General features: G+C 40.5%; 12 protein-coding genes and 1 pseudogene. 8 read left to right on the forward strand and 5 right to left on the reverse strand.

Annotated features, from left to right (window positions below):
• The first annotated feature begins 57 nt into the window (after nucleotides 1-57).
• The 3 genes from IQ246_RS04550 to IQ246_RS04560 all read left to right on the forward strand — a co-directional run bounded on the left by IQ246_RS04550 (nucleotide 58) and on the right by IQ246_RS04560 (nucleotide 2,387).
• Complete coding sequence (locus IQ246_RS04550) at nucleotides 58-1,335, forward strand: CCA tRNA nucleotidyltransferase (protein WP_194000532.1); 1,278 nt, start codon at nucleotides 58-60, stop codon at nucleotides 1,333-1,335.
• Between the two features lie 166 nt (nucleotides 1,336-1,501).
• Nucleotides 1,502-1,999, forward strand: a complete 498-nt coding sequence (locus IQ246_RS04555; protein WP_244141927.1) for a hypothetical protein — start codon at nucleotides 1,502-1,504, stop codon at nucleotides 1,997-1,999.
• Nucleotides 1,992-2,387 carry a type II toxin-antitoxin system death-on-curing family toxin gene (locus IQ246_RS04560; protein ID WP_194000536.1) on the forward strand — a complete coding sequence of 132 codons (396 nt, stop codon included), beginning with the start codon at nucleotides 1,992-1,994 and terminating at the stop codon, nucleotides 2,385-2,387. The genes IQ246_RS04555 and IQ246_RS04560 overlap by 8 nt, the downstream gene beginning before the upstream one ends.
• Nucleotides 2,388-2,644: 257 nt before the next feature.
• Here the strand turns inward: IQ246_RS04560 and bchH are convergent, their stop codons facing one another.
• Nucleotides 2,645-6,361 (reverse strand): magnesium chelatase subunit H, encoded by a 3,717-nt coding sequence (gene bchH / locus IQ246_RS04565; protein ID WP_194000538.1) that lies wholly within the window; start codon nucleotides 6,359-6,361, stop codon nucleotides 2,645-2,647.
• 943 nt (nucleotides 6,362-7,304) lie between these two features.
• On the opposite strand from bchH, the gene IQ246_RS04570 reads away from it, so the two are divergent.
• The gene (locus IQ246_RS04570) at nucleotides 7,305-8,246 is read left to right on the forward strand and encodes an N-acetylmuramoyl-L-alanine amidase (protein ID WP_194000540.1); all 942 of its coding nucleotides are present in this window, start codon (nucleotides 7,305-7,307) and stop codon (nucleotides 8,244-8,246) included.
• A gap of 167 nt (nucleotides 8,247-8,413) precedes the next feature.
• Here IQ246_RS04570 and IQ246_RS04575 read toward each other — a convergent pair whose 3' ends face one another.
• Nucleotides 8,414-8,929, reverse strand: coding sequence for a hypothetical protein (locus tag IQ246_RS04575; protein WP_194000543.1), 516 nt, complete (start codon nucleotides 8,927-8,929; stop codon nucleotides 8,414-8,416).
• 145 nt (nucleotides 8,930-9,074) lie between these two features.
• Nucleotides 9,075-9,665 carry a thioredoxin family protein gene (locus IQ246_RS04580; protein WP_194000545.1) on the reverse strand — a complete coding sequence of 197 codons (591 nt, stop codon included), beginning with the start codon at nucleotides 9,663-9,665 and terminating at the stop codon, nucleotides 9,075-9,077.
• Between the two features lie 84 nt (nucleotides 9,666-9,749).
• Between IQ246_RS04580 and IQ246_RS04585 the strand changes: the two are divergent.
• Nucleotides 9,750-10,238 (forward strand): annotated as a pseudogene (locus IQ246_RS04585) (zinc-binding dehydrogenase); the annotation flags it as partial.
• Between the two features lie 228 nt (nucleotides 10,239-10,466).
• Nucleotides 10,467-10,865: a nuclear transport factor 2 family protein gene (locus IQ246_RS04590; protein WP_194000547.1), complete on the forward strand. Its 399-nt coding sequence runs from the start codon at nucleotides 10,467-10,469 to the stop codon at nucleotides 10,863-10,865.
• Nucleotides 10,866-10,930: 65 nt separating this feature from the next.
• Here the strand turns inward: IQ246_RS04590 and IQ246_RS04595 are convergent, their stop codons facing one another.
• Nucleotides 10,931-11,407, reverse strand: a complete 477-nt coding sequence (locus IQ246_RS04595; protein ID WP_194000549.1) for a hypothetical protein — start codon at nucleotides 11,405-11,407, stop codon at nucleotides 10,931-10,933.
• A 221-nt stretch (nucleotides 11,408-11,628) separates the two neighbouring features.
• A complete protein-coding gene (locus IQ246_RS04600) occupies nucleotides 11,629-14,421 on the reverse strand; it encodes a response regulator (protein ID WP_194000551.1) in 2,793 nt (930 codons plus the stop codon).
• Between the two features lie 850 nt (nucleotides 14,422-15,271).
• Here IQ246_RS04600 and IQ246_RS04605 point away from each other — a divergent pair.
• Together IQ246_RS04605 and IQ246_RS04610 are read left to right on the forward strand one after the other, a co-directional pair.
• Complete coding sequence (locus IQ246_RS04605; protein WP_194000553.1) at nucleotides 15,272-15,430, forward strand: hypothetical protein; 159 nt, start codon at nucleotides 15,272-15,274, stop codon at nucleotides 15,428-15,430.
• Nucleotides 15,431-15,495: 65 nt separating this feature from the next.
• On the forward strand, nucleotides 15,496-15,672 hold the full coding sequence (locus IQ246_RS04610) for a hypothetical protein (protein ID WP_194000555.1): 177 nt from the start codon (nucleotides 15,496-15,498) through the stop codon (nucleotides 15,670-15,672).
• The last annotated feature ends 211 nt before the right edge of the window (nucleotides 15,673-15,883 follow it).

Raw genomic sequence — 15,883 nt, forward strand, 5'->3', positions numbered from 1 at the left:
TTAATCTAGCTTAAGCCAAACTGTTATTCATTAACTGCTGGGTTGATTTTTATTACAATGCATCCTTCAGTCTCTTCTACATTAGCTTCTGAAAATTGGCCTTTTAGCCTAGAATGGTTGCCAAAACCAGCTTACATGGTAGGCGGTGCTGTGCGTGATGCGATTCTTGGCAGAAGTAGCGAATATCTGGACTTAGATTTTGTTATACCATCTGATGCGGTAAAAGTAGCAAGAGCGATCGCTCGTCATTATAAAGCTGGTTTTGTGTTACTTGACCCAAAACGACGAATTGCTCGTGTGGTGTTTGCTCACGCCACAGCTGATTTTGCCCAACAGGAAGGGGTTAGTTTAGAAACTGACTTACATAGAAGGGATTTTACCATAAATGCGATCGCCTATAATCCTCATACGCAAGAAATCATCGATCCTCTGCAAGGCTATGCTGATTTACAACAGGCTATTGTGCGAATGGTATCACCCGCGAACTTAGAAGACGACCCTTTGCGGCTAATGCGAGCTTATCGCCAAGCCGCCCAACTGGGTTTTACCATTGAGCCAGCTACCCAAGCCACAATTCGCTCTTTGGCATCACATATCAGCAAAGTTGCCGCAGAACGAGTTAGGGTAGAAATCGGGTATCTGCTGGCAAATGCTCAGGGTACTCCTTGGATAACCAGTGCTTGGGAAGATGGTTTACTTGCTCCTTTCTTTAAAAACGCCACACGCGAAAGCTTGATTAAACTAGCAGCAGTTGATAAGACAGCCACCTTACTAGCCCAAAATTGGCAACAACTAGGGGCACAACTGCAAGAGTCTGTGCGCGATACCATTAAAACTACATGGTTAGGTATTGCCAAGCTTGCTTGTCTTGTCAACCCAAATCCAGAATTAGCAGAAATGGAGCTACAGCAACTAACTTATAGCCGGGCGGAAATTCGAGGTGTAACTACATCTTTAAAACTATTCCCGCAATTCAAAGCAAGTAACATGTCCCTGCGTGAACAGTGTTTTTTGTTCCGGGACGCAGATATTATGTTTCCTGCTACAGCATTACTAGCTATGGCATTTGATTATTTGGTAGAGGCGACGTCTGGCGACAAGCTACTACACACTTACGCGCCGTTGATCAACCGCTACCTGAACCCTGATGATCTGGTCGCTCATCCCATCCCCTTAGTGAGTGGGAAGGAGATAATTATAGCATTAGATATTCCAGCTTCACCAATAATAGGCAAATTGTTAGCAGAGATTAGCGTAGCCCAAGCTGAGGGGAAAGTGGCTACTGTGGAGGATGCGATCGCTTATGCTCGTCAGTTACTTGAGAGTCTAGAGTAGTGTTAGGGGAAGCGCATAACCCACAAAGTCAGGTACATAAAAGATGGTACACAGCTTCATACTTACACAAGAAACAATTGCCAGCATTCAGGAAAGGATAGAAGTCCTGGAAAGATGCCTAAATGATCCTAAGCCTCAAGATGAGCCAATGGCGGAGATACTTGAATTGGCAAATAGTCGGCAAATATCTCTTAGTCAGCTTGGAGAGAAAATGAGACAGCTTCAGTACAAGCTGAATAGGTTGACTAAGCTGAGAGAAGGTTTGAATGAAAAAGTAAAACAAGGTGAACTAGCAGTTTTACTTAGTGTTAGATGCAATTTTGCGCTCAAAGAAATTGTAGATGAGTACTGGTACTTTTTTTTGAATAAAGATGGTATAAAAATCTTCAAAGAACTGACTTTAGGTTTTGTAGAGGTATACAGACAACTCAAGAGTGAAGCTAACTTTCAAAGTTCCCAAAAGGACGAAATATACGTTTTTATAGAATCTCTCAAGCATCAAATACAATCGCTAATTAGAGCTAGTTTACGAATCAATGCATTATCTGAAAAAGAAGTTGATGCACTGGAATTAGGAGATATCACTCCTCAAGAATCGGAAACTGTGCTTACTTTTTTGGCATCAAAGAAAAAATGGGATTGGGTTTATAAAAATCTTGCATAGTCCTAAATTCGTTAAAAAAGAAGATGTTATACGTATACATAGTGAGCTGATAAGTGAATATGGCGGTTCACTTGGTATACGCGATGAAGGCTTTTTAGACTCTGCTATTTACCAAGCTCAAGCAACTTTTGGCGGAGAACTTTTACATCCCACAATCTTGGAACAAGCAGCAGCATACTTGTTTCACATCACTAATAACCATGCTTTTGTAGATGGTAATAAACGAACTGCTTTCGCTGTTATGGTGACATTCTTGAACGAGAATAATTATGAAATTAACATGGCACAGGAAGAAGCGTATGAATTAACAATACAGGTTGCTGAAAACAATATTAGCAAAGAAGAGTTGACAGCAATATTAAAAAATTACATTACGGAAATTATTTAAAGTATTTCACAAAATTAAATCTGCTCACGGACGACATCTTTACTGGAGAGTTGCTGTTCTGCGAGTTTCCGATTTGAGATTAAGATAAGTTCAATGGCTTCCCGTAGACTTTCTCTTGCTTCATCTACGGGAATAATATTTGGTGTCCTACAAAAATACAAACAGAAATAGCCCATTTTTGAGGGGTATTCTGTATGTAAATTTACTTACTTATTTTACTGAGATAATCTCAGCATTAATTCAGTATTTATACTAGATTAAACCGTCACACCCTCAAGTTCCTCATCTGTTAACTCATATAACTGGCGCAACTTATCCAACTTATCTGCATCAGTTTGCCAGAAACCGCGCCCATGCGCCTCTAACATTCTCCCCAAAATATTACGAAAAGCTTCCGGATTTGCTTTGCGTAGTTTCTTTGCCATCTCTGCATCTAAAGCATAAGTATCAGCCGCTTGGTCGTATACCCAATCATCGGTAAAATCAGCAGTACCACCCCAACCAATCAACGCCGTCATCCGTTGGGAAATTTCAAACGCACCACCGGAACCTTGATTAGCCATCGCTTGCGCCCATTTAGGATTTACTAACTTAGTGCGATACTCCATGCGTAACAAATCATCTAAATTACGGGGTGTGGTATCTTTAGAAAAACTCTCCACAAAGCTGGTTGTAACTTTCTTACCGCGTTGTTTTTCTGCTGCCTTCTTCAAACCGCCTGTATTGGCGTAATATTCTTGAATATCGGTTAAACCGTATTCTACCGAATCGATTTCTTGAACAATGCGATCGCTGGTTTTTAACAAAGTATTTAATACTTCTGGTCTAGCCTGGCCTTTATCTTCTCTCCCATAGCTAAACACATTGCGACTTTGCCAAGTATTTCCTAACTCCTCACCAGATTCCCAGTTACCATCCACGACTCTATCATTCACCAAAGAACCAAAATCACCAGCAGGATTAGAAAACAATCTCGCCGATACATTCTCCACACCTTGTGCTTTTAAAGCCAAAGCATGTTTTCTAATAAAATTCTGGTCTTCAGATTCATCAGCATCAGTTGCTCGTTGAAACAAATCATCCAACAATTCGATGATATTGACAAAACTATCCCGGAAAATTCCCGATAAATTTCCCAATATATCAATACGGGGATGTCCAACTTCCGCCAATGGTTTTAATTGATAACGAACAATTCTTCCAGTCCCTTCCTTAACAGGTTCAGCCCCCACCAATTCCAACAGAATACCCAGAGATTCACCCTTAGTTTTAATCGCATCCAATCCCCACAACATCACTGCCACCGTTTCCGGATATGTCCTGTGTTCATCCAAATGCTGCTGAATAATTTTTTGAGCAATTTCCCGTCCCCGTTCATACGCCGCAGGTGAAGGCATACGATAAGGATCTAAAGCATGAATATTCCTACCCGTTGGCAACACCCCAGCCCCATCCCGCAACAAATCCCCACCAGGTGCAGGCGGAATAAACTCCCCATTCAATCCCCTTAACAAATTCGTTAATTCATCCGTAGTTTGCATCAACAAATCTGTAATTTGCTTTTCTTCCTCTTCTATCTCTTCTCTGCGTTCTCTGTGCCTCTGCGGTTCGTTTTTTTCTGCCAACTCCTCCCCAAAAAAAGCCTCCAAATACGACGCCATATCCTCCTGATTCGGCGCTTCACCCAAAGTATGCAATCCAGAAGAAAACAGACGATTTTCTAACACTTGCAAATATTCGTACAACGTTACCAGATAATCATCAAAAGCATGAGCGCTAAACATCCGAATATTTTCAGGAGTAAAAGGAATTCCCAATTTTTCAGCATCTTCAAACGGACAATCTGCATCCAAACCAGTATCTACAATCTTTTTACAAATCGCTTCTTTAAGGACATAATTCTTTTGCGGATCTTCTCGATACTCCGAAATTAAATCCCGCAACGCCACCAATTCTTTATATAAACCAGCACGACCATAAGGCGGGACATTATGCGAAATCAACACCCCATAACCGCGACGTTTTGCCAAAATCGACTCAGAAGGATTATTCGCCGCATATATATATAAATTAGGCAAATCTCCTAACAAAATATCCGACCAAGAATAACCTGTATTTCCCAAAGGAGAACCAGGCAACCATTCCACTGTACCGTGCATCCCAAAGTGAACTATAGCATCAGCTTGAAATTGATTTTGTAGCCATTTGTAGAAAGCGGCATACTGAGGATGAGGGGTTAAATCCCGTTCAAACATTAAGCGCATGGGGTCGCCTTGTATTCCCAAAGGTGGTTGTACACCTATCCACACATTCCCTAACTGTACACCGCCAATCTGGAATTCATCACCATAGGTTTTAATACCTGTTCCTGTTAGAGATTTCCATTGTTTTTCAATACGGGAGGATTGCAGATATCCTAGCCATTTTTCTAATGTGCGGACGTTGACGGTATTGTTCGGTAGAGACGTTACATGCAACGTCTCTACATTGGTTGGGTGTGATTCATCCGCCTCTTTTACCCAGCGAATCAATTCTTCTCCATCTTCTGGCAAATCTCCCACAGTGTAACCTTGGTCTTTGAGTGCGTGAAGAAATTTCAGAAGACTGCGCGGGACATTTAATAATGCAGCTGTGCCCACAGCGCCGTAACCTGGAGGAAACCCATATAAAATAATCGCAATTTTACGTTCCGATGCAGGTTTTTGCCGCAACGCAACCCAGCTTTTGACCCTACCAATTAATCGCTGCACCCGTTCAGGAACTAAATAAATATTTTCGCCCACCAAGCCGCCGAGGGGAACGGTGTCAATTGCGCCATCCAATTCTGGTAAAGCATATAAGACTACACTTTGCAATCCACCAATACCTTGGCGCGTCCACGAGTAAATATCTTGAATTAATAGTGGTGCAGCGACGATGTAAGGCACATTCTTGGCGGTGAGGATGCGCTTTGCTACTTCTATCTGGCGTCCTGCTTCCATTGAACCAGCTGGGCCACCCACTAGAGGAAAGCCAATTGTCGAAACAATAGCATCTACTTTAACTGCTTGATTGGAAAGTGAAGGTGTTTCAATATTACCGAGCTGCCGTTGCTGAATTTCATAATCAGTTGTCATCCAATCCCGTACTGCTACATGTCCTTCCACACCGTTAATGAAGATGGGTAAAGGGATTAACCCAGCTTCCTCAAAACGACGAATCAGCTGGGGAATATAAGGTTGTTTGGTGATGACATGTTTGCGGTAGAGTAAAATTCCCACAACGGATTGTGTAGAGACGTTGTATACAACGTCTCTACAAGAGGTTTGATACCATTCTAGGTATGCTTGCGGCGATTCAAAAAACCCTAGATAGTCGGGATGAAGTAATCCCATATTGGGGGTTTCGATTGGTGGAGGAATATCACCAACTTTTAAACCCAAGTATTTTTCTGCTAGCATCCAGAATAACGAGGCTACGTTTTCTGAACCGCCAGCATTCCAGTAACCATAGATAATTAACCAGTTGCGTAAGTCTTGAACTTTTTGCACTGGTACATATTTGAGCAGTTTAGGGCCGATTTTTAAGAAGCTGATATAACCAGCAAGTTTGTCTTCTTCTCGTCCATTACTAAATTTGTCGAGGATGAATTTAACTGGTTTAGGCATTCCTTTGGGTTTATCGCCAATAGCAAAAGCACCCAGCTTAGTTAAACTCATCAATTCCAAGGCTGACTCGAACACCAGGCGGATGGGAATTTGGGAAATGCGATCGCGCAGCCACAAAACCTGATCATAATCAAATAGCAAGCTACCGAAAAATACATCAGCGCCATCAAGTGCTGCTTCCACCTCCAGGCGTTTAGTGGTAATATCGCGATCGCTAAACACCCGAATATCCAACTCTGGACAGCGAGAGTTAGCCAAAAAAGCTGCTTTCCTGTACAAGTCAGCGTTGAACGATTCAAACCCAGCAATCAAAACGATGCGTTTCATGCCCGTAAGCCACGAAATATTTCTTTACTTAGATCTTAAACATGCTTTCAGACTGATTGTTAAATATCTACCCACAGATTCAGTCCATCTGCTCCTTTTCATCAGGCTGCTCAATCTACTCAAGTTCTTATCCAGCAAAGTTATTGGGATAGTTGCGTATTAAATATTTCCCAGTACTCACTCCCCCCTTTTTGATCATACTTCTCGGTAAAAGGAGAAAGGGGACTCATTGACACTCTGCGCTCTGAAGAGACGCAGATTCTTCAAGACTTGCTTAAACCAATTCGCAATTCGCAATGGGCTACGCCCCGCTGCGTTCGCGGAGCGTCTCGTAGAGAAGATCGCAATTACGTTTTGTAATGGGGATTTAACCCCAACACAAAACTTACCGATTACAGAACCGGGGGACTTAAACCCGCGGAACTTGTTCAAGACTTGCTTAAAAGGGAAAAAGTAACTGGATTCTTTACAATGCTAATCAACATTACCAATTTTATTTTTCTGTTACAATGGTTTGTTGAAAATAAAATATTATCATATCAAAAAAATAATTAGTTTTACTTATGCCAGATTTTTAGTGAGTATCCCGTTTTGGCAGATTGCCCTGCGCTAAGGCGCACGCTAAGCGAACAGACTATAAGTCTGGAGCTATACAAACTAAACCCGCCTGCGCGGGTTTGGGAGAGTTTGCGTCGGCGGACTTCTCTGCGAGACGCTATTCGCGAACGTGTGTGTAGCCGCGATTTTCAATCGCCCGGTGTTTCTTCCAAAAATAGATGCTCCCGATTTTCATCTATTAGAATAATAATGAGTCATACCATACCTTACCTTAATTACCTATTACCAATTGCTAAAAAGCACTTCCGCAAAATGATGAATAGAAATTCTTATTAAGAACCTAAAGAGGTTTTAACTATTCTGACAATACCTGAAGGAGGAAAAAATGAAATTTGGAATTGATATCGGGCATAATTGTCCACCAGACACAGGAGCTAGAGGAATCAGAATTGAAGATAATTTAACTTTAGATGTAGGCAATAGAGTTATAGCCAAGTTAAAAGCTTTAGGGAATGAAGTAATAGCATGTAAACCAGATAGTGCTAGTACGGTACGCGATTCACTTTCAAAAAGATGTACTAGAGCTAATGCCAGTAATGTAGGTATTTATGTCTCGATTCATTTTAATGCCTTTAATGGTCAAGCTAATGGGACAGAAGTATTTGCGACTAGCGAGACTGGTAGAAAAATTGCTAAACCTGTATTAGATGAAATTACTAAATTGGGATTTTTTAATCGCGGTGTTAAAAGCGGCTCCCACTTGTATGTTCTGAGAAATACAGATATGCCCGCAATTCTTATAGAAGGCTGCTTCATTGATTCAGCAAAAGATATGAATCTTTTTAACGCCGAAGCAATGGCCAATGCGATTGTCAAAGGTTTAACTGGACAAGTGCCAAGTACACCTGTTAACCCCGTACCAGATGAGGAACAAAATGCAGATACCACTATTCTTAGACTGCAAAAAGCTTTAAATAGACTAAAAATAACTGATAAAAATGGTAAGGCGTTAGTAGAAGATAATTCAATTGGGCCTAGCACACAATCTGCTGTACAAAAATTTCAGATTATTGCCGGAATTCAATCAACCGGAAATACTGATCAAACTACATGGAATGCAATCAATCTGATTTTAGCAAAAAGAATCGTCAGACCTAACCACGCTGGCGGCCCAGTTGTTAGATACTTGCAACACCGTTTAGGTATTGAAGTAGATGGTGTATACGGCCCGCAGACAGAGGCGTCAATTAAGCAATTTCAACAGCAGAATGGTTTAGTTGCTGATGGAATTGTGGGCGCAATAACTTGGCAAAAACTTATTGGTTAGTGATTAATTACTAGTTATCAGTTGTTATTTATTGATCAATAACAACTGATGAAAATTAAGTAATTGTGAATCGAAAAATGATCCCCCGCATTCACCAATTTGCTGTTTCAGCTAAAAACTTTTTTTATTTTTTGCTTCTTACCTTGTTTCAAGGGGTCACTTTAAGTTTATCCTGGCACTTCCAAAGGTTCTAATACTGTCCAGACGGCCTTAGTTTTCTTGCCGGATACTTGCCACCGTATACCATCTAATTCTACCCAACCTTGTTCTTGGGCTTGGGATGCAAGCTTGTTATAATCCCCATCATTTAGACTATACCGCGCTATCAGATCTACTCGGCTCAACTGAGTAGGTTTTGGGGCTATCTCTTGTACATCTTTAGTGGACTGATCTGGCTCAATAATCGCTGAAGAATCTAAATCCTTCTCCTGATAATTGGTATCTTTAGAATTATCTTGATCTATTTTCTTTGTGGTACTTTGCTTGTCTTTTATAATCTCTGTTAGGCTAGCTATTGTCTCCTGTTGAGATTTGATGATTTCTACTAAAGCGCTTGGGGTACTCTCAGCCAGTACTTTAGAAACTATATATTCCTGCTGAGTTGACCCAGAAGCAACCACTTGTGCCTTGAACTGAGCTTGCTGTTTATCATTCAAGAGGAACTTTACTTGATTCTTAGGCATAACTGTTATTTAGCTCTAGTACTTGGTACTTTTCATAGTACCATGTCAAAATTACTGTAAAAAGCAAGTATGGGCTTTCCAGTACTTAGTACCTAGTACTTAATAGGATAAGAGCAACCTATGATTGTTGAGTATTATTCAATTGCTAATTTACTACTTGGTTTCCATGACTGCGGGGATCGTCCTGACTAGTTGTTGGTGCTACTGGAGCTGAGAATTTGGAAACTTGCCCGCTAGTTTGAGCATAAGGCAGAGATGAACCAGTAGCTAAAGCTTCTAAGTTGCTGGCCATAATCGTGCGGGGTTGATCGCCGATGGCTTGCGCTATGGTTTCCCCATCCTGGCTCAAAAACACAAAATGGGGAATGCCATCCACTCGATATTTCAGCATTTCTGGCAACCATTTGGTGTTATCCACATTCAGCATGACAAAATTCAGCTTTTTAGCATATTGTGTTTCTAGTTGGGCAATATCTGGTGCCATTTTCTGACAGACAGTACACCAATCAGCATAAAACTCCACTAGGGATGGTTTGCCATTGCTGATCGCTACTTCTAAAGGTGTAGACCCCTGATCTAACTTGGCAAGGGAAACTGAAGTAGTTTGAGTACGTAGTCCCAAGAATAAGGCAACGCTGAGGGCGATCGCTACGATTGCGATTAAGAAATTTCTCATCCGCGTTCCGAACATGGATTCAGGCTTGACGGGAGAATTAACAGACGAATTGGTACTCATAACAGAATTATTAAAACTTATTAAGGCATTATCATCTTTAAGTTTAACTGACAGTCAGGGTAAGGGCTGTATTTTAACTTAGTGCTATTCGGTACTTGTAGTTCGCAAGTGAAGGCGGAGTTACTGAAGGAATTAGGGTGCGATCGCATTATCAACTATCATACAGAAAACCTCAATCAAGTCCTCAAGCAAGAATACCCCAATGGGATTAACTTGATTTTTGAGTGTGTAGGTAAAGAAGTTTTCGATAGTTGCATTAATAATTTGGCTGTGCGGGGGCGTTTAGTGGTAGTTGGTTTCATTTCTGAATATGCAAAAACCCTGGAACAAGTTACCCAACCCCGGATTTATCATCAGCTATTTTGGAAAGCAGCTTCTGTTAGAGGCTTTTTTATGCCTCATTATTAAGAATATATCACAGAGGCACGCGATCGCTTGTTAAATATGTTCTACACCGACAAGCTAAAAGTTGCCGTTGACTCAGCCGAATTTAATGGTGTAGAATCCATTTCGGCGGCTGTGGAATACCTGCTTAGTGGTCACAATTGTGGCAAAGTGGTTGTCAGGTTTTAGCTATAGTAATCCGATTTGATTCGTGAACTGACTCGTAGAGACACCGAATGGAGAAGGTGGGGCCCCCTCTGGGGAACTCGGGGCCCCCTTTGGGGATTAGGGGCGAAGGGGCAATGGGGCATGGAGAAGAAGTAATAAAGATGTACTGAATTTTTTTCCCAAATCAAATATGATTCCTATATCAATATCCAAAATTGTATAAAAGTTAGATATTAAAGGCTAATTAAAATGATACAAGAATCAGAAAATACTTTAAAAGTTGCTCAGCAGGCATTTGAGCATCTGATACATGGTATGGCTACAGGAGAATGGGAAGCATTATTAAATATGCTCACAGAAGATTTTACCCTTTGGTTTCCAATGGGGAAATTTCACGGGTCGAATGTGGGAAAAGAACGAGCTAGAGAATTTTTTCAATACGTGTCTGACTCCTTCAGTCCTGGGTTGAAATTGAAGTCTTTAGACAGCGTTACTAGCAATGAAACGACTGCTGTCTTTGAGTTTCGAGATGAGGGAGTTTTATTTGAACAGCCTTACAAAAATCGGGTAGCGGTTTCTTTTGATGTGCGTGGAGACCAAATTTGTGGCTATCGAGAATACTTTGGTAGTGATGGCAAATCTTATTAATTAAGGTTTATCATTTGTCATTGGTAAATATTTTAGAGGCTTCTATATTTAAATAGAGTGCTTTGTTAGTTATTCTCAGGGTTTAATTGGTTAATTTCTTTGCACTTAGCCTCGGCGGCTTGATATGCTGCTAAATAGTCTTGACCACCTAACATTACATCACCATAATATTCATAAGGTGGATCACCATAAATTGGTAGAGGATCGTCTTCTGGATAATCTTCTTTCGATTCTTCAATTACTGCTTTCAGTTTTTTTGCGCTCAGGCTTTGTGCTGGAAAATACCAAAGTTCTTGAGGATTTTTGTTCAGGTGCGGTAGTGTGGGATCGATTATGCTTACTTCGGAGTTGTTACCTATCTCAATCCAACTATGTTCAATCGGTCTGTATGGCTTACCAGCAAAAGCTAAAAATCCCTGAACATATTTTGCTCCCTCCGTTACTAGTACTGCTTTGTAAGCATTATCAAACGGAGTGCTAGCTTTGCTGTTTATACGTTCAGCAGTTTTGATTGACAGCGTTTCATCCAATGGTTTGTTCATCAATAGCGAGGATTAGAGCAGCCATTAAGATATATTACCATTCCTGCTTAGCATCTTGCTGGGGGACAAGGAGGACAAGGGAGACAAGGGAGACAAGGGAGACAAGGGAGACAAGGGAGACAAGGGAGACAAGGGAGACAAGGGAGACAAGGGAGACAAGGGAGACAAGGAAGACAAGGAGATTAAATAAATACTGTCTCTTGACTTTTGACCCTTGACTCTTATTTTGTATTAATAACTATGTGTAAATTTCTTAATAAGTCATTTGATGTGTAAGGCTTGGACATAAAAATTTTGATATTATCACCAAGGGTTTTAATCATTTCATGGTTAGAGGCTAGCCCGCTAACACCAATAATTTTGATGTTTGGATTAATTTTTTTTAATACATTAATAGCTGTCGGCCCATCCATCGATGGCATCATCATATCAATCAATACAAGACTAATTTCTTTTTGATGTTGTGTATATAGAGCGATCGCTTCAATTCCATCACAAGCTAGCAGAACTTTGTAAGCATTTTTCTCTAAACAGGTTTTAGTAATTTTACGAATTGAATCTTCATCATCAACAACCAAAATTACTTCTCCATTTCCTGTGTGTAATTCGTGATGTTTAACTAATTTATTATCTGTCTCAATTGTTTTGGTGATGGGTAAGCACATTTGAAACTCTGTACCTTTTGCCATTTCACTAACTACATTCACAAAACCGCCGTGGCTTTTGACAATGCCGATTACTGTTGAAAGACCTAGACCTGTGCCTTTTCCCAGTTCTTTGGTTGTGAAAAATGGCTCAAAAATTCTGTCTATTATTTCTCTAGGAACTCCTACGCCTGTATCAGAAACGGTAATCATTACGTAGGAACCCACCTTAGCATCAAGATTCATCCGGGCATAGTTGCTGTCAACCCAGAAAGTCCTAGCAGAAATCTTCAGGATACCGCCATCAGGCATAGCATCGCGAGCATTAATGCAGAGGTTCATCAGCACTTGCTTGAGCTGAGTAGCATCGCCGGAGATCTTCCACTGGTCTTGTTTGGGAATATCGATACAGACTTCAATAGTTTTGGAAAATGTTTGTTTAAGAATTTTTTCAATTTCTGAAATTAAAACCCGCACCTGCAAAGTTTTAAACTTACCTTCAGCCCCTCGTGAAAACCACAGCACTTGTTTGACTAAATCGGCCACGCGTTTAACGTTTGTTTCCATAATTGACAGCCATTGCTGACTTTTTTCATCTGAAGGTTTTGCCTCCAAAAGTTGCACTGTCATCATCATTGGTGTTAGGGCATTGTTGAGGTCATGGGCGATACCACTTGCTAAAGTACCTAAACTTTCCATGCGCTGGGCCCGGAGAAACTGCGCTTCGAGTTGTTTTTTCTCTGTAATATCGGAGTTGACAATTAGGATGGATTTAGGGTGTCCTTGATTATCGTGTACTAATGTCCAGCGACTGGCAACAATAATCTCTTTATCTTGTTTTGTGAGTTGATGTAACTCACCTTGCCATGAACCATCCTCAGCTAGTATTTTCTGAATGTTTTTCACTTGTGCTAAAGTTTGCTTTTTATACAGAAGCTCATTGGCATTTTCTCCCAATACTTCTTCTGACATCCATTCGTAGAGACGTTCAGCTCCTTGATTCCAAAATTTAATTCGGTTGTCTAAATCTTGGACAAGAATTGCATCTGTGGTAATGTCGAGTAAAGCAGCTTGTTCGCGGATTTTTTGTTCTGCTTGTTTGCGATCGCTAATGTCGAGAACAAAACCCACAGTAGTTTGTTGAGATTTTTCCACAAGCGCACGACCAACTACCACTGGAACACGGCTACCATCTTGACGAATGTATTCTTTCTCGAAAGGAGTAGAAACTCCAGCACTGATTAATTCTGCGATCGCTCTTTCATCTAAACTGTGATATTCTAGCGGCGTCATGTCTGGCCAACGCAATTTTCCTGAAAGTAATGCTTCTCGGTCATATCCCAGCATCTGGAGAAAGGCATCATTAGCTTCTGTAATATTGCCACTCAAATCTGTCAAAGTAATGCCAATAATATTCGATTCCACCAAACGCCGAAACCGGGATTCACTTTGCTGAAGTGCTACAAAAGCTTGCTCTCTTTCGGCTTGTGCTTGTTTGCGTTCGCATAGCGCAGCTTGCCGTTCACTAACATCAATTATAAAACCTGCCATGCGAGCAACTTTACCTGTACAGTCTAAAAAGAAATAGCCATTGTCTTCAACTGTGATGTAAGTGCCATCTTTGCGACACATACGAAATTCTAGGTGCAATCGCTCGTTTGTGGATAAAACACGCTTAAGCTCTTGGGTAAATAAGTTTCTATCTTCAGGATGAATCAACTCTATGCAACGCTTCAAACCTCCTGACATCTCAGACATGGAGTAACCTAATATCTCTTCTACATTGCCGTCATATTTAATATCGTTGGTAAGCAAGTTCCAGTCGTAGAGAATCTGACCACTCGCCTGAATTAATGCTTGATAACGATTGTTCCACTCAGCTAATGCGGCTGAATGACGACGTGATTTTTCCTCTACGCGTTTGCGTTCAAAGATTTCTACCTCCCAACGCTCATTTTGTTCTGTGAGTTTTTTCGTCAGGTTTCGCAAACGCAAATGGATATTTACTCTCGCTAAAATTTCGTCATTTTCTATGGGTTTAGTAATGTAATCCACTGCGCCAATATTCAAACCTTTGATTTTATCTACCTGATCCGTAAGGGCAGTCATAAATATTATAGGAATATCTTGAGTTGCTGGATTGGCTTTTAAGCGTTGGCACGTTTCAAAACCACTAATTCCTGGCATTAATACATCCAGCAAAATCAGATCTGGAAAGGTATATTCTGCCATCTCAATTGCACTTTCTCCATCTTCTGCGACTAGAACTTTAAACCCATAATCCTCTAAAAAATGGAATAATACTTGTAAGTTAACGTGAGTGTCATCGACTATTAAGATGATATCTTTTTGATTTTTCTTAGAATTCATTCTTGCCTTTTATTAAATTTATTTTAAATTAAGGGATGTCTTCTGATGCGTCCGCTATGCGTAGCTTGCTTCGACCTAGGGGTACGATGGGCTACACCTACGCATTAGTGCTTCTATCTCTCCAATATCTGCTAAACAGTCTTATGGTTTACTGGTTTTTACCTTATCAATCATAAGAGGATGTTTGAAAAGTATTAGGCGAATAGAATTCGCTACTACACAGGCAAAGTCCGCCTGCGCGGACTAACATAAAATTAAGGTTTTTAAACCTGCCTCCGCAGGTTTCGTCTGTGTAGCCAAGCCACTGCGTTGGGCGGCTATGCCGACTTGTAGCAAGTGGCGCGCGATTTCTAATCGCCTGGGCAAATGATAAATTAGACTTTACAAACATCCTCTAAGCTTGGCTCTTGTTTAATTTGGGGATATTACATCTTGTGCAAAATTTCTGAGACATATAGAAATTATGTGCTTAAAAGTAAAAAGATTTAATTAAAAGTAAACTAACTTGAGGAAATCTCGATAGATTAAACTAAGGCTTGTTGAGAAAACAAGCAACAACTGGCGATTGTCAATCGCGGGTATACAAACTCAATTCCGAAGTTCCCCGTGTTTTAACAGTTATTGTTTAGACTTATATAGAAATTCTAAATCATTCGTATAGAAATCCTAAATCATTCGTGAAAATCTCTGTTTATTTTTCGTTAGTCCACGGAGGTGGACTTGGTTTGTGTAGTAGCGAATTCTATTCGCCTAATACTTTTCAAACATCCTCTAACGAATGGCACTAAGAAAAGCTATAAGCTATACAGAATACGCATCACAGCTTTTAACGCTATTGAACAATGGAAGGATGACTCAGGAGATTGTGCTTGATGCAGTGTGCAAGACTTGCGATCGCTTTGTTGAGAGAGCTTTTTGGGATCTTGTACTCACCCATAGGGCGATCGCTGTGCCGATGGAATGTATGAAACAAGCATGTGGGGGCTGTGCAAAAACTTTTTGTAGGTAGAAAAAGCTTACTCGTTCATGAAATACTTTGTTTGAGACGAGCAAGCAAATCTAACTACTAATACTATGACACTGCGAGTACAAATCCTCAAGAATAAATTTAACCAAAGTCTGGGATTACCTTTTAAAGAATTATTACCACCCTCGGCAATTGAGCAAGCCCTCTATGATCTAAAAATTAAATATAAGAAGCGATTATTTGATCCAATAGTAACGTTGTGGGCATTTTTATCTCAGGTTTGAGATACGGATAAAAGTTGTCACAATGCTGTAAGTAAAATAATTGCTTATTTGACAGGAGAGGGAGTGGAAATCCCTTCAACTGATACAAGTGCTTACTGCCAAACAAGGTCGAGATTGCCTGAAAAATTATTAGAAAACCTTTTTAGACAAGCTGCACAAAATTTAGAAGAGAAAGTGAAAACATGGTACAAACCCCCCAGTCCCCCACTCC

It is taken from the genome of aff. Roholtiella sp. LEGE 12411 (genome assembly GCF_015206995.1).
GTDB lineage: Bacteria > Cyanobacteriota > Cyanobacteriia > Cyanobacteriales > Nostocaceae > Komarekiella.